19 protein-coding genes and 3 pseudogenes are annotated in these 20,823 nt (G+C 53.9%); 16 read left to right on the forward strand and 6 right to left on the reverse strand.

All coding sequences use genetic code 11. The annotated features are described in order from the left end of the window. Positions 1 to 44: 44 nt before the first annotated feature. The 4 genes from DVK00_RS18305 to DVK00_RS18320 all read left to right on the forward strand — a co-directional run bounded on the left by DVK00_RS18305 (position 45) and on the right by DVK00_RS18320 (position 5,300). Positions 45 to 1,718 (forward strand): histidine kinase N-terminal 7TM domain-containing protein, encoded by a 1,674-nt coding sequence (locus DVK00_RS18305; RefSeq protein ID WP_121578175.1) that lies wholly within the window; start codon positions 45 to 47, stop codon positions 1,716 to 1,718. Positions 1,719 to 1,721: 3 nt separating this feature from the next. Continuing rightward, positions 1,722 to 3,017 carry a PAS domain S-box protein gene (locus tag DVK00_RS18310; protein WP_121578176.1) on the forward strand — a complete coding sequence of 432 codons (1,296 nt, stop codon included), beginning with the start codon at positions 1,722 to 1,724 and terminating at the stop codon, positions 3,015 to 3,017. A gap of 23 nt (positions 3,018 to 3,040) precedes the next feature. Continuing rightward, positions 3,041 to 4,207, forward strand: a complete 1,167-nt coding sequence (locus DVK00_RS18315; protein ID WP_121578177.1) for an ISH3 family transposase — start codon at positions 3,041 to 3,043, stop codon at positions 4,205 to 4,207. Positions 4,208 to 4,394: 187 nt separating this feature from the next. Next, on the forward strand, positions 4,395 to 5,300 hold the full coding sequence (locus tag DVK00_RS18320; RefSeq protein WP_121578178.1) for a HAMP domain-containing sensor histidine kinase: 906 nt from the start codon (positions 4,395 to 4,397) through the stop codon (positions 5,298 to 5,300). 43 nt (positions 5,301 to 5,343) lie between these two features. On the opposite strand, the gene DVK00_RS18325 is transcribed toward DVK00_RS18320, so the two are convergent. From DVK00_RS18325 to DVK00_RS18345, 5 genes and pseudogenes are all read right to left on the reverse strand, one after another. Then, on the reverse strand, positions 5,344 to 5,913 hold the full coding sequence (locus DVK00_RS18325; RefSeq protein WP_121578179.1) for a response regulator: 570 nt from the start codon (positions 5,911 to 5,913) through the stop codon (positions 5,344 to 5,346). Positions 5,914 to 5,978: 65 nt separating this feature from the next. Then, positions 5,979 to 6,494, reverse strand: a pseudogene (locus DVK00_RS18330) (IS6 family transposase); the annotation flags it as partial. A gap of 5 nt (positions 6,495 to 6,499) precedes the next feature. Beyond that, entirely contained in the window at positions 6,500 to 7,180 is a 681-nt protein-coding gene (locus DVK00_RS18335) for an IS6 family transposase (RefSeq protein ID WP_121578180.1), read from the reverse strand. Positions 7,181 to 7,501: 321 nt separating this feature from the next. After that, on the reverse strand, positions 7,502 to 8,374 hold the full coding sequence (locus DVK00_RS18340) for a CheF family chemotaxis protein (protein ID WP_121578181.1): 873 nt from the start codon (positions 8,372 to 8,374) through the stop codon (positions 7,502 to 7,504). 256 nt (positions 8,375 to 8,630) lie between these two features. Further along, positions 8,631 to 8,843, reverse strand: a complete 213-nt coding sequence (locus DVK00_RS18345; RefSeq protein ID WP_121578182.1) for a hypothetical protein — start codon at positions 8,841 to 8,843, stop codon at positions 8,631 to 8,633. Positions 8,844 to 9,204: 361 nt separating this feature from the next. Here DVK00_RS18345 and DVK00_RS18350 point away from each other — a divergent pair, with 361 nt between their 5' ends. From DVK00_RS18350 to DVK00_RS18365, 4 genes and pseudogenes are all read left to right on the forward strand, one after another. Further along, positions 9,205 to 9,573 carry a hypothetical protein gene (locus DVK00_RS18350; RefSeq protein WP_121578183.1) on the forward strand — a complete coding sequence of 123 codons (369 nt, stop codon included), beginning with the start codon at positions 9,205 to 9,207 and terminating at the stop codon, positions 9,571 to 9,573. 967 nt (positions 9,574 to 10,540) lie between these two features. Further along, positions 10,541 to 10,726 (forward strand): hypothetical protein, encoded by a 186-nt coding sequence (locus DVK00_RS18355; RefSeq protein WP_121578184.1) that lies wholly within the window; start codon positions 10,541 to 10,543, stop codon positions 10,724 to 10,726. Between the two features lie 286 nt (positions 10,727 to 11,012). Beyond that, entirely contained in the window at positions 11,013 to 11,840 is an 828-nt protein-coding gene (locus DVK00_RS18360; protein WP_121578185.1) for an IS5 family transposase, read from the forward strand. A 73-nt stretch (positions 11,841 to 11,913) separates the two neighbouring features. Beyond that, positions 11,914 to 12,525: pseudogene (locus tag DVK00_RS18365) on the forward strand (CNNM domain-containing protein); the annotation flags it as partial. 6 nt (positions 12,526 to 12,531) lie between these two features. On the opposite strand, the gene DVK00_RS18370 reads toward DVK00_RS18365, so the two are convergent. Further along, a complete protein-coding gene (locus DVK00_RS18370; protein ID WP_121578186.1) occupies positions 12,532 to 13,170 on the reverse strand; it encodes an IS6 family transposase in 639 nt (212 codons plus the stop codon). 43 nt (positions 13,171 to 13,213) lie between these two features. Here DVK00_RS18370 and DVK00_RS18375 point away from each other — a divergent pair. The 8 genes and pseudogenes from DVK00_RS18375 to DVK00_RS18410 all read left to right on the forward strand — a co-directional run. Further along, a pseudogene (locus DVK00_RS18375) lies at positions 13,214 to 13,678 on the forward strand (CBS domain-containing protein); the annotation flags it as partial. Positions 13,679 to 13,897: 219 nt separating this feature from the next. Further along, complete coding sequence (locus DVK00_RS18380) at positions 13,898 to 14,329, forward strand: universal stress protein (protein ID WP_121578188.1); 432 nt, start codon at positions 13,898 to 13,900, stop codon at positions 14,327 to 14,329. Positions 14,330 to 14,696: 367 nt separating this feature from the next. Next, complete coding sequence (locus DVK00_RS18385) at positions 14,697 to 15,053, forward strand: DUF6516 family protein (RefSeq protein ID WP_121578189.1); 357 nt, start codon at positions 14,697 to 14,699, stop codon at positions 15,051 to 15,053. After that, a complete protein-coding gene (locus DVK00_RS18390) occupies positions 15,046 to 15,447 on the forward strand; it encodes a hypothetical protein (RefSeq protein ID WP_121578190.1) in 402 nt (133 codons plus the stop codon). Before DVK00_RS18385 ends, DVK00_RS18390 begins: the two co-directional genes overlap by 8 nt. A gap of 343 nt (positions 15,448 to 15,790) precedes the next feature. Then, positions 15,791 to 16,819 (forward strand): Cdc6/Cdc18 family protein, encoded by a 1,029-nt coding sequence (locus DVK00_RS18395; RefSeq protein ID WP_121578191.1) that lies wholly within the window; start codon positions 15,791 to 15,793, stop codon positions 16,817 to 16,819. A gap of 231 nt (positions 16,820 to 17,050) precedes the next feature. After that, positions 17,051 to 17,989 carry a hypothetical protein gene (locus DVK00_RS18400; protein WP_121578192.1) on the forward strand — a complete coding sequence of 313 codons (939 nt, stop codon included), beginning with the start codon at positions 17,051 to 17,053 and terminating at the stop codon, positions 17,987 to 17,989. A 2-nt stretch (positions 17,990 to 17,991) separates the two neighbouring features. Continuing rightward, complete coding sequence (locus DVK00_RS18405) at positions 17,992 to 18,297, forward strand: hypothetical protein (RefSeq protein WP_121578193.1); 306 nt, start codon at positions 17,992 to 17,994, stop codon at positions 18,295 to 18,297. A 2-nt stretch (positions 18,298 to 18,299) separates the two neighbouring features. Beyond that, positions 18,300 to 20,450, forward strand: a complete 2,151-nt coding sequence (locus DVK00_RS18410; protein ID WP_121578194.1) for a type B DNA-directed DNA polymerase — start codon at positions 18,300 to 18,302, stop codon at positions 20,448 to 20,450. The last annotated feature ends 373 nt before the right edge of the window (positions 20,451 to 20,823 follow it).

The following is a 20,823-nucleotide window of genomic DNA, read 5'->3' on the forward strand; positions in this document are numbered from 1 at the left end:
ATTATATAGCCAGAATATACAGAGGACGTGGAGACGAGTTTCTTATGAATTGGCAATATACCCCATATACACTCTGGTTAGGGGGGACCGGGATTTTTCTCGTGCTATTTGCTGGGTACGTCTGGCGGTCTGATTCGGACCAAGCGGTTCGTGGACGATATCTTGCGACTATGCTCTTGATTACAGCCGCAGGATACAATTTTGCATATCTATTGACTCTTTCGCAGACTGCTCTCGATATAAAACTCGCGTTGAATCACATCGAACTCGTTATGCTTCTGCCGTTGACCTGGACTTGGTTGGCATACGTCCAGTGGTACACGCGACGCGATTCCAACCCCTCTCGTCGACTTGTTCGGGTGGCTGGACTCATTTCGATTGGTTTGATCGGGATGGCGATAACGAATCCAGTTCATAGGTTGGTCTATGAATCTGCAACACTCGAACAGGTCGGATCATTCGTCGCCTTGGACCTCGTCGTTGGGCCTGGCTTCCGTCTGTATCAAGGATATGTATATATATTACTGCTCGGAAGTCTCGCGCTGCTCACGACGGCTGTCATTCAGACGAGAGGGGTGATTCGGCGACAGGCAGTGTCTCTTCTGATTCTTTCGCTCATTCCAGGAATCGCCGGGGGAGCCGATATCCTGGGTTTGACACCCTACACTAGCCTCAATCTCGCTGCGCTCTCGAGTACCATTTCGGCCGCAGCGATTGTCGTGACGGTCCGTCGCTTCCGGTGGCTCGATTTGGCCCCTGTAAGCCGTGACAACCTATTCGACGCAGTTGAGGACCCTATTGTTGTGATCAATGGGCAGTACCTCATACTTGATTCGAACGCCCAGTTCGACAACATCGTAAGACACCCTTCAGATACAGTTGTCGGCGAGAAGCTCGTCGATGTCGTCCCAGAACTTGAGCAGCTATTCATCGAAGGGACTGAGCCCGAAGTCTCTGAAGATATCGAGATTGAAAGGGGGGAGACCACTCGAATATATGATGCTCGAAGCTCACCGCTCGTCCCAACTAATCAAGAACGACTGGGGTGGCTTGTTGTCTTCCGAGATATCACCCCGCGTAAAGTTGCAGAACAACAGCTTATCCAGGAGCGCGATCGGCTGGACGAATTTGCCAGTATGGTTTCTCATGACCTGCGAAATCCGCTGAACGTTGCACACGGGAACGTTGAGCTCGCTCTTCAGGAGACAGGTAATGAGCATCTGGAACACGCACAGCAGGCCATCTCTCGGATGGACGAATTAATCGACGATATGCTGGTTCTCGCACGCGAGGGGCAATCGATCGGTGAAAAATCACTAATCAGTGCCGAAGCAGTCGTCTCGGAGAGCTGGGGTACGGTTGACGCACCGGATGCAAGCCTCGTTATTGAAGGTCCGTTACCCGAATTGAGAGCAGACAAAGGGCGTGTGCGGCAACTTCTGGAGAATCTCTTTCGAAACGCTGTCGAACACAGCGAAGGAAGTGTGACCATTACTGTTGGTTCGGACGAAAACGGGTTTTTTGTGGCAGATGATGGGCCAGGGATACCCCCAGACGAGAGGGAATCGGTTTTTGAGCCAGGCTATTCGACAAATCGAAACGGGACCGGATTTGGCTTAGCGATAGTTGAACAAATCGCAAAAGCCCACGATTGGTCACTCACAATCGAAGAGAGCCGAAGTAACGGGGCCTCCTTCCACATTCAGACGGGTGAATAAAGCATGACAGGAACCACTACAGTATTATTTATTGATGGAGGAAATGCGACCGAACCACTGAAGTCTGCCTACGTCAGCAAAACCGGTGGCAGTACTCTCACCACCTCCTCAGTCGCGGCAGGCATCCAACACGTAGACGCACGTGACGAGCCAGTTCATACTATTGTAATTTCGACGATCAGTTTAGCGGTTTCGAGTGAGGAAATCACCACCCAAATTAGAGAGAACCATCCAGAAATACCGATCATTCTCATTCTGAATTCACAGCACACATCCAGTGTCACGCAGACGATACCCACGGACTGTACTGACTACGAATATCAGGACCGGGTAGCTGAGTCGAAAGAACGCTGGGCGAGGCGGCTCCACAACTACGCCCGCGGATATCAGGCCGAACGAGAGGCAGAAATAGCAAAGTCACGTCTCGAATTGGCGGCAGGAGCTAGTTCTGACGTAATATGGGAGCGTGAGGCAGGAGCAGATGTCGTCTCGGTCTCCGAGGGATTCAACGAAACATTCGGTTATGACAGGGAAGGATCAATCCAATTTGAATGGTGGATGGATAAGATACATCCCGATGACCAAGCGCGAATCAATTCGGACCTCGAACAATCGATAGCGAACCAAGAACAGCTAGTCGAGTCACAGTACCGATTTCAACGAGCGGACGGGTCGTATGCATATGTTAAAGACCAAGCCCGAATCGTGTACAACGAGGGCGGGGACCCTGCCAGGCTAGTCGGCGCAATCTCCGATATCACAACACGCAAAACACAGCGTGAAGAACTCGAACGGCGTTCGAAAGCTATCGAAGCCGCGGTCGATGGAATCGCAATTCTTGATGAGAATGGCCAATATCAGTATATGAATGCTGCCCACGCGGAGCTATATGGCTACGACGAGCCAGCAGATCTCATCGGCGAGTCGTGGCGCGAGTTGTATCAAGACCAAGAAATCGAACGGTTCGAATCCACGATTCTTCCGGAAATAAGAGAGACCGGCTCGTGGCGTGGCGAAGCTGTCGGTACCCGTTGCACTGGCGAGACGTTTCCACAGACCGTGTCACTAACCAAGCTCGCCGATGATGGGCTCGTGTGTATCGTACGCGATATCTCCGAACAGAAAGAACGAGAGCGTGAGCTCAGCGAACAACGAGCGTTCATCGAAAGCCTCCTCGATGCCCTGCCAGACATCTTCTACGTCCTCGATCGGAACGGTGAATTCGTGGAATGGAACGATCGGGTTCCGGAGATACTGGGGTATACAGATCAAGAATCAGTACTTCACAAAGCCGGTTAGTTGAGAGGTCTGCTTGCTGAAGTGTGCCTAAGACCCCGCAAGCAGACGGTAAAATCCACGAGGACCAGCTCCTTAACTTCCTCGTCAACACGCTTGACGAGGAAGTTTCACTCAGTCTCGGCGCTAATGCTGAAATCGATGCTGAGGATATCTACGAGGTCCTCGTCGGCGCTTGCGCCGACGGGACCTCGATATCTGAACTCTGCGAGACCAGTGAAGATTCTCCTCATCAGAACACGATTCTGTATCACCTCCGCGAGAAGTTCGATCTAACGTCGGTTGAACGAGTCGGGAACGCACTCCTGAAAAAGGATGTTCTAGAGGTTCTTCCCGAGCAGGTGGAGGTCGTCGCAGACCTCCACCTGCGGCCCTACTACGGCGACGAGGACGAGACAGATGGCCTCTATCACTCAGAAGCAAAGCGTGGAACTACCGCGTTCCACGCCTATGCGACACTCTACGCGCGTGTGAAGAATAAGCGATACACGCTGGCGGTGCGCCGTCTCGTCGACGGCGACACCGCCAGCAGTGTCCTTGCTGAGTTTCTTGGCCTCCTTGACGGCCTTGACCTCAGCGTCAGGGCCGTCTATCTTGACCGCGAATTCTACGATAGCAAGTGTCTCACTCTCCTCCAGGCACACAACTACGCGTACGTGATGCCGACCGTCCGGTGGGGAAAGACGATCAAGCAGGAACTCTCGGAAGGATGGAGCCGCGTCATCCAACACGAACTGACAGGGAAACTCGACGGTCACAGCTGGACCGTCGAGTTTCCCGTCTACATCGACTGTACCTACCAAAACGGGCGATACGACGAACACGGAGTGGCGCGTCACGGCTACGCCGCTGACGCGCCGTTCATTGAAACACCACGAGATGCTCGATACCACTACGCGAAACGCTTCGGTATCGAGGCCAGCTACCGACTCTCCGAACAAAGCATTGTAACGACCACGACACAGAATCCGGTTGTACGGCTGCTTTACGTCGTGGTTAGTCTACTCTTGCAGAATGTATGGCGGTATCTCCATTGGGAGTATGTGGCGACGCCCCGCCGTGGCGGGCGTCGCCTCTGGTCCTGGTCATTCGAGGAGTTCATCAACATGCTGTGTCGGGCAGCGTGGACGGCCCTCGCGGTGCGTCGGGCCGTCCCCGCGAACCGGCCACCGGACGACCGGTTCCACCGGTAATCACTGACTGAGGACGCTGCCTCGTGAGTGGCAACGCTGCCGCGTCGGCGGCTGATCGCCGCCGACAGCGGCAGCTCGGCCTTCGATTAGCGTTCTTCGACCACCATCGACGACTGATCCCAATAGAACAGGTGACTTAACTCAGGTCAACTGGCGATGCTTTGTGAGGTACTGAGAATTAGCAGGGATGCCGGCGGTCGATGTAGTTCCTAACGATGATATCCAGATGATTATGGAAGCAATGTCAAACGTATTCACGGAACAAGTACAAGAACAACGAGAGAGTGAACTCATCACGAAATCCGGGGAACGAATTCCATACCAACTTAATGGGGCACCGTTAGTCGACGAAGAGAACAATGTAACGGGGCTTGTTGGAACCGGGCAGAATATTTCCGAACGAGTCTTGCGAGAGGAACGCTTGGATGTCGTGAGTCGTGTGTTGCGCCATAACCTTCGGAACGACATGAATAGCATCCTTGGTCACGCGCAGGCAATTGATGAAAGTGTAGCGGATTTAACCGTTCAACAATCAGTCGATCACATAATTGATACCGCACGCGCGCTGAGTAGTCTGGCAGAAAATGCGAACCGTATCCAGAGAGCGCTTTCTGACAACCCACTACAGCAACCAGTCAATCTTGAAGATGCGGTCGATACAGCGGTAGGTACTCTCGAAGAGACGGAAACAGCGGCCGATATTGCAGTCGATATTCCTGAGGAGACGTGGATTCAGGCGATTGATGATGTGACAGCCGCCATTACCGAAGCAGTTGAAAATAGCGTTCAACACACGACTCAATCGAGTACACAGATCCGAATTGTTGCCGATATAGATTCCACTGGCGAGTGGGTAACACTCCGAATCGCGGATAGTGGAGATATAATTCCCCCAGAAGAGCGACGGGTGTTAGTTGATGGAGAGAACCCTCTCGAGCATGGAAGTGGACTCGGTCTCTGGCTCATTAATTGGGTTGTAGTGGCATCAGGTGGAGAGCTCGGGTTCGCTGAGAGTGATCTGGGAGGAAGCGAAGTTCAGATGCAATTCAAGCGATGCGATCAGCCCCCCCCCAGTCTCCCAACGAATAATTGAGAGATATGAAGGTGACAAACCGGATGTGGATAATGAATCGTACTCACGGTGAGTCGGTTTTACTAAGTAAATCCTTGGAGATAGTGTCGGAACCTGTCTTTTCGATCACTTTTGTTAGCTCAGCCTCAAGTTCGCTGAGACGGGCTTGCAGTTGGGCCTGCTCGGGACTATTATTGCGATCCTCAGATGTAGTCCCTGCCTCAAGAGCCACCATTTTTTGAGCGACGGCAAATACTTCACGCTGTCGATCAGGACAGTCAGCTATCAGTAGAAGCTGTTCAACAGAATCGCGAAGTTGTTCCTGCTCAATCGGCTTGCGAACATAAGCATCGAGGGATATTTTGGCAATGTCGAACTCTGGTGTAACAGCCGAAACCATCGCCACTGGACACTCGTAACCACGGTTACGCATTGTGGACAAAACCTCGTCCCCAGACAGCCCTGGCATCCGTCGATCAAGGAGCACGACATCAATGGAATCGTCCATCGCTTCAAGAGCATCTTCCCCAGAATTCGCAACAACAACGTCATATTGATCGTTCAGCCAGAGCCGATAGAGATCTGCAAGCCCTTGCTCGTCCTCTACGAGAAGGACAGTATCTGGCTGTGGCATGAAACTTATCCCCAATTATTAGTCCAGTAAATAAAAAATACTAGGGTCAGAATAACCTATCGTGTTCAGATTAGCTGGTTCCATGCGAAGCTGAACGATCTGAGCCAATCGTCAGCTGTTTCTGCTTCGGCGTTGCTGAAACAGTTTGAGAGACAGATAGTTCGCCGTTTTACTTCTCTGAAGACACGTTCGACAGCGTTTCGATTTCCATGTTTTTCGTATCTGAAATCGAATCCATGTCGGTGACACGCAGCTTGTAACGATTTGGAGCCATCGACGAGAAACACGGCGTCGCCGACGTCGTGTTTCTCGTCCAGTTCTGTGAGAAATGAATGAGCGAGAACCTTCGTTATGGTCGTTCCAAGCTTTGTATGAAGCAATTTGTTCGTTTGTGGATCGACAGCAGCATACAGCCAGTACCGCTCACCATTGAGTTGGATCACGGTCTCGTCAACCGCAATGTGATCCGGTGACTGACCATCTTTGGGCTGTAAGTCAGCTTTGTGAACCCAATTATGAACGGTAGATCGAGTACGTTCGACAACAGATATCTCAAGAACTGAAACGGTATTCGAAAGGGCACTGTCTAGTTCTGGATGATCTCAGCTGGCGTTTTTCCACCGAGCGCTTGGTTCGGTCGTTCGTGGTTGTAGTGGTATCTGAAGCGTCGTAACCACTGTTTCGCGCTGGATTGACTGCCCCTCCAAAACGTGTGAAAGCGGTCGATTCGCATGGTCACAGTCTGGAACCACTTTTCGATGTGGTTCCGGATTCGATAGTCGAGCCGACCGCTCAAATCGTGGCGTGAGAGGGCAGTCAGATAGCCGCCAGCATCGACGAGAAACACTGAATCGGCGACATCGTGTTTCTGAGTCAGCCGATGCAGGAATGCCGCCGCGGGGTCGGTCCCGCGGCGGCTGAACACGTCGACCTCTAGCAACAACTTCGAATCAACGTCGAGGGCGGCGTAGAGCCACTTCTTTTCGCCGTCAACCTCGATTTGTTTCTCGTCGACCGCGACCCGCGACGGCTCCGCCGTCGGCGGGTCGCTCTGTTCTTCCGATAGCGTGTGAACCCAGTTCCAGACCGCTCCGTGAGAGCGATCGACACCCAGCAAGTCTAAGATTGCGACCGTCTCCCTGATCGACAGCCCCGCCGTATGGAGACGCACCCCAAATCGACGGACGGGTGTCGGAGTGCGCTCGTTCTCCCAAACGTCTTGACTATCCTCGTCTAACGTTTCTCCGAGGAGGTCTGCGAGCTTCATGGACAGAACTCACTAAGACCTCCTCGCTTCTCAAACTCGCTCAACTAGACAGTGCCGTTCAAAGCCGTTTGTTGTGTAGTCTACAGTCACCCAGTGCCTGAAGATGAGAATGAGATGTAGTGTTACTTAGTGCCTTGACAAATAGTTACTTGTCTACACAAACATGCCGTTGATGCCGATGTGCATATCGTTCTACCCTGGCATTACAAATTGTCTATCAGAACGTTTGGGATGAATACTGGGAACCCGATTCCAGTCCTTCAGGTTGATGATACGATAGCTACGGGTGTCACGGATTATCTCCAGAAACAACCTTGCGCATCACTTGTTCACACGTTCAAGATAGTGGTTGACGACGACTTGTCCCTTTGAGGTGAGGACCGGACCATGAGCGCCAGACTCAATCAGGTCTACTTGGTGAAGACTGTGGAGATGATGTTTGACCTTCTCGGGTTCGACCTCGAGGACATTAGCGAGTGAAATATCCCTGTCCCTAGTCGAATAAATCGTCGTCAATACTTCCGTGTCGGTCTCAGATAGCGACAGCTCCCGCAGGTCTGCCATATGCTTCTCGTATTCGCGTCGGAGCAACCGACCAAGAATCGAGAGCGTACGTGTCGATTCGGTAGCCACTATCGTCGTCTTCGCGTCGCCGTTGTGCATATGGTCAACGATTAGTACTGGTCGGTCCTGGCCGCCGACAGTGCGCGTCTCACGGCTGAAATCAGTGACTGTGTCCAGAGAAACAACAACCGGTCCGTCTTCGGTTTCGATACGGACTGCGCCCGACTCGGCACTGAGAAGGCCACCTCGGAAGTCAGTATCGAGGACGCGCCCGCCAAGTTTGGCAGGATGTTTAATTGTCGCACGGGTCCCGTTCAGTATAGCTTTGAATAGTACTGTACTGAATTTCTCAATGACGGATTCATCAGCCGCAACGAGTGCGACCGCATGAGCGCTGTTCTGCCTGAACGCAACGCTTACTGGCGTGCCTGGTATTGGGTCAAACACTTGAGGAACCGACCGCGGTGAGATATCGATTACTGACGAGAGGGGGATTGTCACTTTCTGGTCGCCGCTTGCCGCCAGCACCAGTTGTCTCTTTCCGAGTACAATCCGTCCCTGAACCGGGGCGTCGATTTCGCCTGCCTCGACGTTGAACCGGGCAGTGAAGTCAGCCAACACCGAGGACATTGCTACCTGGTATGTACGCCAGTGGTATTCTTGAGAGTTCCCAAAACTCCTAATATTGCCACGTTACACTCTTCTACTGATAAGTCTCACTATCGTTGTAAAAAGAGCTGTACTACTGTGTCGACTCACTCTCAATCGGGAACACAAACACTATTACACATTGATAAGTTTCGAAAGCCGTTCGTATATAGAGCCCTTAGCGGATAGACAGTAAAGTTGGTACCAGCTACCCGTGCAGTCACGGCACAGTGCGACATTACTCAATATAGCCGAGGTTGCGGAGATTACTCATAATCTGCTCGTCACTGACAGCATCATCGATGGCTTCGTCGAGAGTCTCATGACGTTGTTGAACTACTTGAAGCAGTTGTCGGGCACTTCGGAGTTTATATCGTACATCCGGGTCACTGATGTCATCAAACGCCCCTTCTAGCAGTTCGTCTATCGTATCAAGTGTCGTTTCGGCCATGGCAACGCTATGCCGAACAATTTATTAAATTTTGCTGAATTTACTCTATATCCCTTACACAATTACTGAAACGAATTGAGAAAGAGGGGAGCCGTTGTTGGACGGCGCATGCACTCTCCTTACAACTGCACTTGCGCTGCGAAGCAGGCGCATGACAGAGGGTAGCTATATTAACAATTGAAACAAGTTACACACCGACCGTACCGCTATCGTGCGGTTGGGTGTGCATTGATTTTCAAAATCTACTATAACAGAGAATCACGCTGATAGCCGGCTTCTTTGGCGCTAGCGTGCAAATCTGGGAAATATATAAAATGTGTTAGGTAAAACACTCAGTTTGTTACAGTCATTATGAAGGAACATGTCTGCCACTGAGTCAGTGCAGAACTGGGACGTTCGCATCGAGGACAACACTGTTGTTGTCGAGCTGCCAGAAAACATCAAATTCGACCAGCAAACCGGTGAAAAAATTAACCAGCAGTTCTTCGTGGCGACCGGACAGACCCACGTTGAAAGCGTACTCACACTGTTACGTGTCGAGGAGCCCTTGAGCTCAGGACTGTTCGAAGAGGTCAAGCGCGGGGCTAATAAGGCGGCCGTGGATGGGGCGACCCGATGGGCCATTTATTTCCAGGAGAAAATCAAGGGAATGGCTTTCGAGAGCAATATCGAGGGGCTCGAAACGAAGGTTTTCGAGAACGAACAGCGGGCTCGCGACTGGGTTTATTAATAGGAGGCTCGCCTTCCTCCTGCCTAGGCAAGCCCGAGCCCGGCGCTCAGTCTGGTATGTAGTAGATCGATGTCCGGTCGTACTCCCCGCGGAGCGACCAACCGACCAGACCGACGGTCAGTATCGTGACTGTCGCTTTCAGTGTGATTCGGAGATGAGATATCTTTACAACTATTTGACGGTAAACAACTCCCGTAGGTCTGAGTAGCCGTGACGCTCGCATTCTTCCGCGAGTTTCTGCCGCGGGTCTTCAGCCGCCACAATGTGGTCACCGAATGTCTCCGTAAGCCACTCAACTGAGTAGTACTGCGCTTTGTAACTCTCATTATTATAAACTACCGTCACACCAGCGACGGTTTTTGTCGGGAACGTGGACCTGATCCACCCTGCTGGAGAAGATTGTCTTCGTGTCATCGAAATTGACACAGAGTTGTTTTGTACGTATACTTTGGCTGCATAACTATGCTATTCTAGCGTACAAGGTCGGAGCACCTCATTACTGGTCCATACAGGTTAGGGGTGTTTGCATCCTGATTTGCAGCAGTGTGGTCAACTCACACGCATACGGACCAAATGGTTCGTCCCACTGATCCTGAAGTCAGCTCTGTGGGAGCTGTCTGTTGACTCCATATCTGCTTATTCGATACCTGCTCGTGTGCCTCGCACTAATTAGCGGTGGTAACTCTCTTTAGTAGAGCGGTGTCTGCAGTTCAATCTCGCTGAGTCCGGATTCCGTCTCTCTGTATTCGATTTGCGCTCGTGTGTCTCGCGAATTCATGCTGGCAGCACTCTTCAGAAGACTTGTCGTGCTTCTCGAGTGACTCAGTGTCTTTCACTAACCGCATGACGAATAAAGCGGTTCAATGCAGCGCTCAGTCACTGCGAACCCCACAATAGTACAACTCGACTAGTTATTCTATAGATTTGTTTTCCTAAAATCTTTTTCTATCCAGTAGAAAGTACAAGTATGGAATTTGACTTCCTGCCCTCAGTGGTCCCGCTCGTCGTGATTGTTGCCGTTGCGACAGTCGCGCTCACGTCCGTGATGACTCCCTCGACGGTCTTCATGATGGTCTTGCCCTCGATGATCGTCTTCTCAGTCATCGCGTTCTTTTTCGGGATGAAATACGGGGAGTTCAACGCCAGTCCGTAGCGGTCCAGCTCGATAGCCAAGGTCCACGTTCGCCACAAGTTGCTTCCATCCCGAATAGCGCAATATTGGACCGGTTAGGTACGGGGTGTTCCACTGGAAGCGCGAAACTCGGGAGGCCACCAACAAGCCCACTGCGCCAGCAGTGAGTCGGTGACAATCGAAGTACTATTCTCTATAGTTTTGCCGGGTTATTGTTTTGAGATGAATAGGCTCTGGTGAATCGCTGTATAGCGTCGACTTCGACCGTCAGAACTAGAAAGTTGAAGCGGGAAACCGCCGATGGTTCATGTCTAAGATTTATCACTTCACGCAGAAAGCGGTCCAGTTAGCTAAAAATGCTGTTGGTGAGCGAGGTGAAGTCGCCGCCCCCGAAGGGGGTGGCGGCTTCGCCGAGTATGCGGTGGTGTCGCTGCACTGTCTGCGGGTTTACCTGGAAAAATCCTACCGCGAAGCACTTGATTTGCTGAGCGAGATGCCACAAATACTCGGGGAGATCGGCCTCGACGCGGCCGATCTCCCCGATCACTCGACGCTAGTCAAGTGGTTTGATAGAATCAAGACAGCACTCTGGCGAGTGCTGCTGCGCCTCTCGGCGCAGGAGCACGAGCCATCCGGTCACGCCGCTATCGATGCAACGTTCTTCGACAGAGAAAACGCTAGCAAGCACTACTGTCGGCGGACGAATTACCGGGTTCAGACGCTCAAAGCGACAGCTCTCGTCGACACGGAAAGCCAAGCAATTCTGGATGTTCATTGTACGACTGAGAAACGCCACGACACGCAGCTCGGCTGGCAGGTCGCCCGCCGCAACGCGGGCGCCCTCGCCAGCCTCGCTGCCGACAAAGGGTACGACTGGATGGAGTTACGCGACAAACTCCGCGAAGAGGGCGTAAGACCGCTAATCAAACATCGAGAGTTCCGGCCCATCGATCACGCGCACAACGCGCGAATCGATGAGCCGCGATACCGCCAGAGAGCCATGTGTGAGACCGTCTTCTCCACGATCAAGCGCACGCTCGGCGACGCCGTGCGTGCGCGAACCTGGTACGGTGAATTTCGTGAACTCGTTCTGATGTGTGCGGTTCACAACATCAAGCAATCGCTAAAACAGTGAAATCAAGCTATGTCTGGCGATTCACCACGGCCGATGAATACTATTTTTTGTCTACTGTTGGTACGGCCGGGCAATGCAACCGCTTGAGATCGGATTACGGATTCTTGGGGGTATCATTCTCATTGGGGTAAACGCATACTTTGTCGCAATCGAATTTGCCCTAACCCGTGTCAGGCAGTATCCTGAGTCAGAGTTCAACACACCCGGACTGGAACTCGCGTGGGAGATGACTAACGATCTAGAATTTTATTTAACAACGTGTCAAGTCTGGATTTCTGCTACAAGTATCGCACTTGGGATCATTGCCGAGCCCGGACTGGCAGCACTGTTCGAACCGTTGTTTGCAAACACCACACTCGCATCAATCGGGGCTGGCTCGTTACTTGGGTTTCTCCTTATTAACCTGGTCCACCTCACGCATGGCGAACAGACGCCAACGTACCTCGGTGTCGAACGGTCCAAACAGGTCGCTGGGTACGGTGCGCGGCCTCTATACTGGTTCGCCAAGATACTCGCCCCAGCCATCTGGGTCGGTGATTCTGTTGCTAAGGCAACACTGGGTTTGTTTGGTATCGAGATGACTCAAGCCTGGACTGAAACAGAGCGAGAAGTCATCGAGACACGGGGGGACCTTCGTAATCGGCTTGGCTCAGTGCTTAAGGAAGGTGACGTGGCTGACGACCGCATCGTGTTAACTTTGGCATCGGTTCCACCAGACAGCGAAGGCTTCAAGCCATGATTCTGCTGTCGTCGGTTCGACGTGGCTGAACGTATTTGAAAACGAAGAGGTTCGTCGTTTTACTTCACGAAAGACACGTTCGACGCTATTCCGATTTCCGTGACGACGAATATGAAATCGGAGTCCAAGTCTCGACAGTGCCGCTTGGAGGTGGTCGGCATCGTCGATGAGAAACGTTGCATCGTTGATGTCGTGTTTCTCGCGGAGTTCACGCAGAAACACGAGCGTTAATCCTGAATTTGTCGTGGGAAACAGACGTAAATGTAGAAATTCATTGGTTTTGGGATCGACGGCGGCGTACAGCCAGTAGCGCTCGGTCCCGACCTGAATTACGGTCTCGTCCACCGCAACGTAATTCGACGATCTCGTGCCAGTGGGCTGTAGTTCTGCTTTCTGCACCCAATTATGAATGGCGGTTCGACTGCGTTGGACACCCAACCTTTCAAGATGTTGTTTGGTATTCGAAAGTGATAAGCCAGCCAGATGCAACTGAATACCCACTTCAACAATCTGCTCGGGTGTCCGCTCGCGCTCCACAAATTCCAAATCAATCCAGCCGCTATCTCCGATGAGGCGGTCGATTTCGGACATAGAGCATTCGAAACTCTGACCGCCTCATCCTTATCTTAACACGACGGACGACCGGCGCGAAGAGATTATGAACGCTTTGACTATCGGCGAACAGTCAGTCAGTGAGATTATGATTCCGCCCGAGGAGATTGTGGCACTATCGATTGCGGACAGTCCCGACTCGAATTTCAAGAAACTTGAAGCCCATCCACACACTCGGTATCCACTTGTAGGCAAAGACCTGACCGAGTTCCGTGGTGTCGTCTACAGTCCAGCTCTCTTCAAACGTCGTGAAGAACTGTCAGCTGGTGACGTCGAGTTTACTGAATTGGCAGCCCCAACCATGACACTATCGCCTGATACCGATGTGAGCGATGCTATCGACCAGTTCCAGGCAGAGCGGCAGGAACTCGCACTTGTCATTGAGGATGGTACTGCTGTCGGACTGGTAACCGTAACCGATCTACTGGAGACAATCATCGGCGATCTCGAAGATCCGCTTGATACGGACGAAGACGTACTCGACTGAATCAATTTATACTCCATACAGAGAGATACTCCTCATTATTGACGCATGCACATGTGAGCAGACCGGCCATCAGTACGGAGACATCTATCAGCAGGAATTGCGAAAAATCTGAATGGTGTCAGGGTACTCGTGCGAGTTGCAAGTCCTATACGTACCAATTACAGGCCCCTCACAGAGTTTCGCAGCACTCTTTTTGCTGTTCGGAAGGTACAGATAGACATGTTCCACGACATCCTGATCCCGACGGATGGGTCCGATGCGAGCACAACTGCGTTGGAACAGGGAGTGGAAATCGCGTCGGGTACGGATGCCACAGTCCACCTCCTGCACGTTGTCGATGTCGGAACGGAAATGGCTGCATCCGGTGTCGGTAATATAGCAGACGGCCTCACCAAAACGCTCGACAAGGAGGCGAAAGAGGCGTTGAATCAAGCCGAAAAGATGGCCGACGAAGCTGGTGTTTCAGCAGAGCGGGCCATTCTCGAGGGGTTTCCCGAGGACGCAATACAAAAATACAGCAACGAGAACGGGATCGATCTTATCGTGATTGGAGAAAGTGAAGATTCGACCCTCTCAGAACAACTCTTCGGGAGCACGACAGACGACGTGATCCAGTCAGCGACTGTCTCGGTTCTAGTCGCTCGCCACTGAACCGGTTACCGTCTGAATCGCACTCAGTGAGTCCTGGATACCGGTGGGTCCCCGAAGCCACGAGTAGTAGGTGGCTTCGGTTAGTCGTCAATGCCGTGTTCAAAGGCTGGACTGGGCGATTCTCCGCTGGCTGTTTCAGCGGAATAGCTTGATCGATACGCGCTCACCATCTTGCACGGTGCTTAGAAAACATGTAAAAATTTTTACGATGGTGGCGATTCCTGTTGATTCGGATCTGGAACCAGCGGTATGATGGGTCCTTAGAATATTGGTCGTACTTGTCGCAGTGTGCTGGACCCTCAGCTATTGCGTTGTTTGAGGAACCAACACTCCTTTACCGTTGGCCACGAAACCAACATAGTACCGGATGGAACCAACGGCCGACAACCTCGATGGATACGATAACGCTACAGTGTACGAGGATGGGACCGTCATTCGCGTGTCAATCCGGCGGACGGACGACAATGCCTATCCATCGGGATGGCGGTACACGCTTCACTACGGAGCGCTGACCGCCGGTCCAGAGACACTCGACGACGGAACGATCCGTCGCTACGATAACTCACACGAGGATACGAAAGGCCATGAATTACACGTCGCTCCCGACCCAGAATCCGAGTTCGTAGATTTCCCCGGCATCGAGGAACTCTACGAACGGTTCTGGGACGAGATTCCGAAGCCACGATTCGGTCCATCCGACGACAACGGTGATACCAATGACTGAACAGAACGTACTCGTAGTCACGGTCGACGATGAGACCAATCCGTACGAAGAAGGCCTCGAAGCGATTCAGACACTCAAAGAGGGGAAACACCTCGACCGGCCGGCTACTGTCCGGTTTCCGAACGAGAGCCAGTTGACCGACGTGTTCAACGAACGGACGTACACGCTCTTGCGCGTGATCAGAGACGAAGAACCCGGAAGCATTCGCGAGACAGCACGACTGGTCGGTCGTGACAAAAAGAACGTACACAAAGAATTGACCACACTGGAAGCACTTGGCGTCATCAGCTTCGAGGCAGTCGGACGGGCAAAGAAGCCAGTATTCCCCTACGACAACCTCGTCGTCTCACCGCTTGCTCACGACCCTGGAGACGGGGCCACTGCAGCCCCCTGATATTTGTGTTCTCCCGGGCATTTCATATACGCCCGTTTACCCAATTCGGGCCGACAAATGAGCCGCCGGATAGGAACCAGAGGCTACCCGAAACTATGTCTTTCCCAGTATTATGGAACAGAATATGTCAAGAAAAGTCTGGTCGAGATTATCGCCGTAATCGGGACTGCATTCTTGACATTTCGCATCCTTTCCGGAAATCCTGGAAGCGACGGTTTACCGGAAACAGAACCGCATGACAACGGCAGAGTTGGCGATAAGAACAAACTAGAGACCCCAATTTCCGGAAACTACCCAGCCACCATTATATACCGCGCTAGAAAACCACTCTACTGATCAATCCATGATTCGCGATGCTCGTGTGCTTCGGGCGGGGTTCATACCGAAGGAAATTGAGCATCGCGACGCCGAGTTGAACCACCTTTCCAGCGTTCTGGAGCCGATTACGAACGGGGAACCCGCCGACACCGCCATCGTCACAGGCCCCAGTGGTGCCGGGAAGACGTGCATTTCGAAATTTGTCACCGAGAGACTCCGCGAGGAGGTACTAGACATCGAGACAACCTACGTCAACTGCTGGCGAAACTACACCCGATTCCGAACGCTGTATCAGATTCTCGACGACCTCGGCCAGACCATCGATATCCACCGGCAGTCCACACCCCACGACGAACTTGTCGACCGGATCCAACAGTACGATGGACCGCGAACGGTGATCATCCTCGACGAGGTCGACCAGCTGGAAGATCCGGGCATCCTCTACGACCTGCACAGCTTGGAGCAGTTCGCGCTGGTCTGTATCGCTAACAAAGAAGAGGAGCTGTTCAGCCGTGTCGACGACCGGCTCGTAAGCCGACTCCGCTCCAGCGAACACGTCCGGATGGACAAGTACCACGACGAGCAACTCTACGACATCCTGAGTGCCCGTGCGAAATGGGGTCTCGACGAGGATGTTATCACCGACGATCAGCTCTATCGCATCGCCGACGCGGCCGCCGGCGACGCCCGTCTCGCGATAGGGATTCTCCGTACTGCCGCTAGCGAGGCTGACAGAGAGGAACAAGAGACGATCACAGACGAAATGCTCTTGGACGCTGCGGATGACGCCCGGGCACAAATTAGGCAGACGAGCCTCGATTCACTTACACCACACCAACAATCCGTCTACGAAATCGTTCACGAGGATGGTCCCCTCGGACCGGGAGCCATCCACGAGCGCTATCGCGACGCCGTCGACGAGCCGCGAACGAAACGGACCGTTCGGACGTACCTCTCGAAGATGGTTCAGTACAACCTCCTAGAAGCCGAGGGGACAAGCCGAGACCGGCAGTATTCCGTCGTCACCGAACCAGTCAGTTCGCCGGCTAACTGAGTCTCACGCAGCGATTCGACGCTAGAGTTGCTTCGTTAACCAACAGTCGGACTGGTTTGACCCGTTCTGTTGGTTAATACACTCACAGCCGATTCCGGAGAGTTTCGCGGAAGCGGTCGAGACACTCAAAATCCCGGGTACAACGGTCTATTCCAGATTGCTCCGGTCGGTTTCCTGAAACACGGAAGCTACACGCCGCAGGTTATCGGATCCGTGGACCTCTACTCACGTATGTCAGACCACCCACCCTCGAATCGATTGGAAATTGAGCAACCAACGCGAGGAGCTGACCGGAATCGGTCCATTTCCAGCCAACCTGATACAGCGAGCGACGACATCCTACTTCCCTCACTTGAGGACGGCATCACGCTGTTGGACGTCGACGGCAGTCGGGGCGTGCCTATCCTGCAGTCGATAATCCTCGATCATCTCCTCATGCGCGACGGGCCCGCTTTCTGGGTTGACGCCAACGGGCACGCCACGACCACCACGCTCTCACGAATCGCTCCCAGCCAACGGTTGCTCGACCGGATCCACGTTGCACGCGGATTCACCGCCTCCCAACATTACGGCGCTGTCTGTGATCTCCCGACGGCAGTGAACCACTGTATTCAGGAATCGACGACAGAGGACAGCCTGCGAGGGCAACAGTCCACGGGTCATGACGAGGACACATCCCCGTATACGCCGTCGCTCATCGTCGCCCCAGCCATCGATGCACAGTACCGTGCCGACGATACCCTTGGAGAGGCACACGCCGAGACGCTCCAAGCCCGAGCGCTCGCCAAGCTAGCGACCTATGCTGAGGGGTACGACATCCCCGTTCTGGTCACCCGAAGCAAGCGCGACGAGTTCGCGGCACCGGTCGAGACGGCCGCTGATCACTATCTGGAGTGCGAGCAGACCCGGATGGGACCGAAAATTAGTGGCGACGACTTCGAGACACTCCTCTACCCCGTCGTCGACGGCGCTTACTACCAGACGACGTTTGCCTACTGGCGACAGTTGCTCGCGGCACGCGCCACGCAGGTCGGCGTGGAACCGGCGACGCCGTCAACGCCGACCCAGGAGGGCGTCGGGACAGGCGTCACAGCCGACGGTGAGACGGTTTCGGCCACCGCGGACCCCTTACTCGATGCGTGGACCGCGACCGGGACAGGAGGCCGATAGCGATGGGGCGCACCAACCCAACGTACCGAGACGCTCTCCGGGCCATCGAAGAACGTTGGGCGGAGTTCCGCCGGGCACTGCGGCGTCGCGACCAGCCCCGGTTCGACCGACTGTTCGAGTACGCCCGCGAGCATGCTGACGCGAGCGGGCTGTTGAACCACCAGAACCCGCTGCTGCCGGCGCTGCTTAGCATCAATCTCGAACAAGAGGCCCGCCTCGACGACCACGAAGAGCGTCTCGAGGAACTCGAAGCCGCGGTCGCAGTAAGCGAGGACCAGGAGACAGCTCCACCGGACTCGAACTCGTGACGATGCCGTTCACCATCGACTTTCTGGACGACGGCCGCGTCCTGGAGTGGGAAGCAACCGACGACGGCGCCGTCGCGACCGAGCGCAATGACTACACCCCTCGCTTCTACGTCGCCCCTCGCGACCCAGAGACTGACCTCGACCTCACGACACTCCAGTCGGTGTACGACCAGCACCCGGACGTCGTCGCGACCGAGATGGTTGCGCGACGGCCGGGCTTTCGGCGAGGCGAGGAGACAGTCCTCGCCGTCGACGCCGCCCAGATCGACCGCGTCACTCCACTCGCCCGGCAGGCACGCCAGCTGTCCGATTACCCTATCGGAGATCTCGCCTGTTTCAACGTTGATTTCTCGCGGGAGTTCCGGTACTGCTTGGAGAAGGGCGTCAATCCCACGCCGGCGAGCGAGCTGTCGACGCTCCGGCTCAGCGTCCCGGTGACCGAAACGAGCAACGATATCTATGGAGAGCTGTCCGTCGCCGGCGACACCGTCACCGGCTCGCCGACGGATATCCTGACCGCCGTCCAGGGGGCGCTCGAAGCACATGATCCGGACATCCTGGTCTGCTCAACCAGCGAGATTGTCCCGACGCTGTACGAGATGGCAACAGACACCGGCGTCGACGACTTCTCGCTGAGTCGGTGGCCGGAGGTGGACTACCAGCAACTCGCAGGTGCGTCGACCTACGCCAGCTACGGCCAAGTGGGCCACTCACCAGCACGGTACAATGTTCCGGGCCGGGCCATCATCGACGAGTCGAACACGTTCTTCTACGGAGAGACGAACCTCGATGGTGTCCTCGACCTCGTGTCGCGCTCGAAAAAGCCCGTCCAAGAACTCGCCTGGGCATCTATCGGGAACGTTCTCACAGCGATTCAGATCTGTGAAGCCCACGACCGCGGCGTGCTCGTCCCGTGGAACTCCTGGCGTCACGAATTCTTCAAGCCGATGGGCACGCTGCACGATGCCGACCGCGGCGGGTTCATTTTCGCGCCGGAGGTCGGTTTTCACGAGGATGTTCACGAACTCGACTTTTCGAGTCTCTACCCGAATATCATCTGTACGCGAAACGTCTCACCAGACGTCATCCGTTGTGACTGCCATAGCGACCGTGGCGATGTGCCCGGATTGGGGTACTCGATTTGTGACGAGCGTGGCTACCTCGTCGACGTCCTCCAGCCAATCATCGACGCCCGAGACGAGATCAAGGCGGCCATCCGTCGAGAACGCCAACGTGACGAGCCCAACGAAAAGTGCCTCGACGAACTCGAGGGGCGCTCGGGAGCGCTGAAGTGGATCCTCGTCGCGTGCTTCGGCTACCAAGGGTTCAGTAACGCGAAATTCGGTCGTATCGAGTGCCACGAAGCGATCAACGCCTACGCTCGTGAGATATTGCTCTTGGCGAAACAGCGCCTGGAGGCGGGCGGCTGGCGCGTCGTCCATGGTATCGTCGACTCAATCTGGGTCACGCCCGATCCAGACGTCGACAACGCGTACCGCGAGGACCTCGAAACGCTCGCGATGGACATTACTGAGGAAGTCGAGATTCGCCTCGAGTACGAAGCTCACTACGATTGGGTGGCGTTCGTCCCGCAGCGAGAGAGCAACGCCGGCGCGTTGACGAAGTACTTTGGAAAAGTCAGCGGCGAGGAGGAGTTCAAGCTCCGTGGCATCGAAGCTCGCCAGCGGTCGACACCGCCGTTCATCGAAGGGGTACAACGGGAGTGTATAGAGGTGCTTGATGAGACACGGTCAGCAGACGCAGTCATCCGCCGGCTCAAAGCCGCGATTGCGAGCCTGCATTCCGGAGAGGTTGCTGCCGACCAACTCGTCGAACGGAATCGAGTCTCAAAACCACTGGAAGGGTATACCCAGAACACGCAGAATGTGGCCGCGCTCAAACGAGCACGAGATCAGGAATTGGGCGTCCATCCGGGACAGGACATCAAGTACGTGGTCGTCGACGATCAGAAATCATCTCGGGACCGTGTCGCCCTAGCTCATGAAGAGATTGAGGAATACGATCCCGAGTACTACGAGACACAGCTCGTTCGTGCGGTCGAGAGTATACTCTCTCCAAAGGGTTGGGATCGGACAGATATTCGACGGGAGCTCGCTGATACGACTACGAGGAGACTGAGAGACTATTGTTGAGATGTGGTAAGGGGGACACCGGATTTCCGGTGAAATACAGTGCTGGTGAGAGTCACGGTAGTAATCAAGAGGGCTTAGTACCAACTATCACAGTGTTATTTTTGAAACGCCACAGTTTCTGCATGAAATAGGTTGATTGTACTATTCGCTAGCGGCTCTGGCGACATATTTCCCTGCCGCTTCAACCGAATATCTAAACGCAAGAGTCAACATTTACACTTCGATGACGGGGGGTGTGGCCGACAGATGATTTGAACGACAATATCAGAGCGTTATCCAAATCCAGCCAATCCACTCGCTGTTACACTTCGAGAACGGGGGGTGAACCACAGCAATGTACTTCGTTACCGGTACAGAGCCCAGATATTCCAGA

The sequence above is a fragment of the Haloarcula sp. Atlit-47R genome (genome assembly GCF_003665985.1).
GTDB lineage: Archaea > Halobacteriota > Halobacteria > Halobacteriales > Haloarculaceae > Haloarcula > Haloarcula taiwanensis.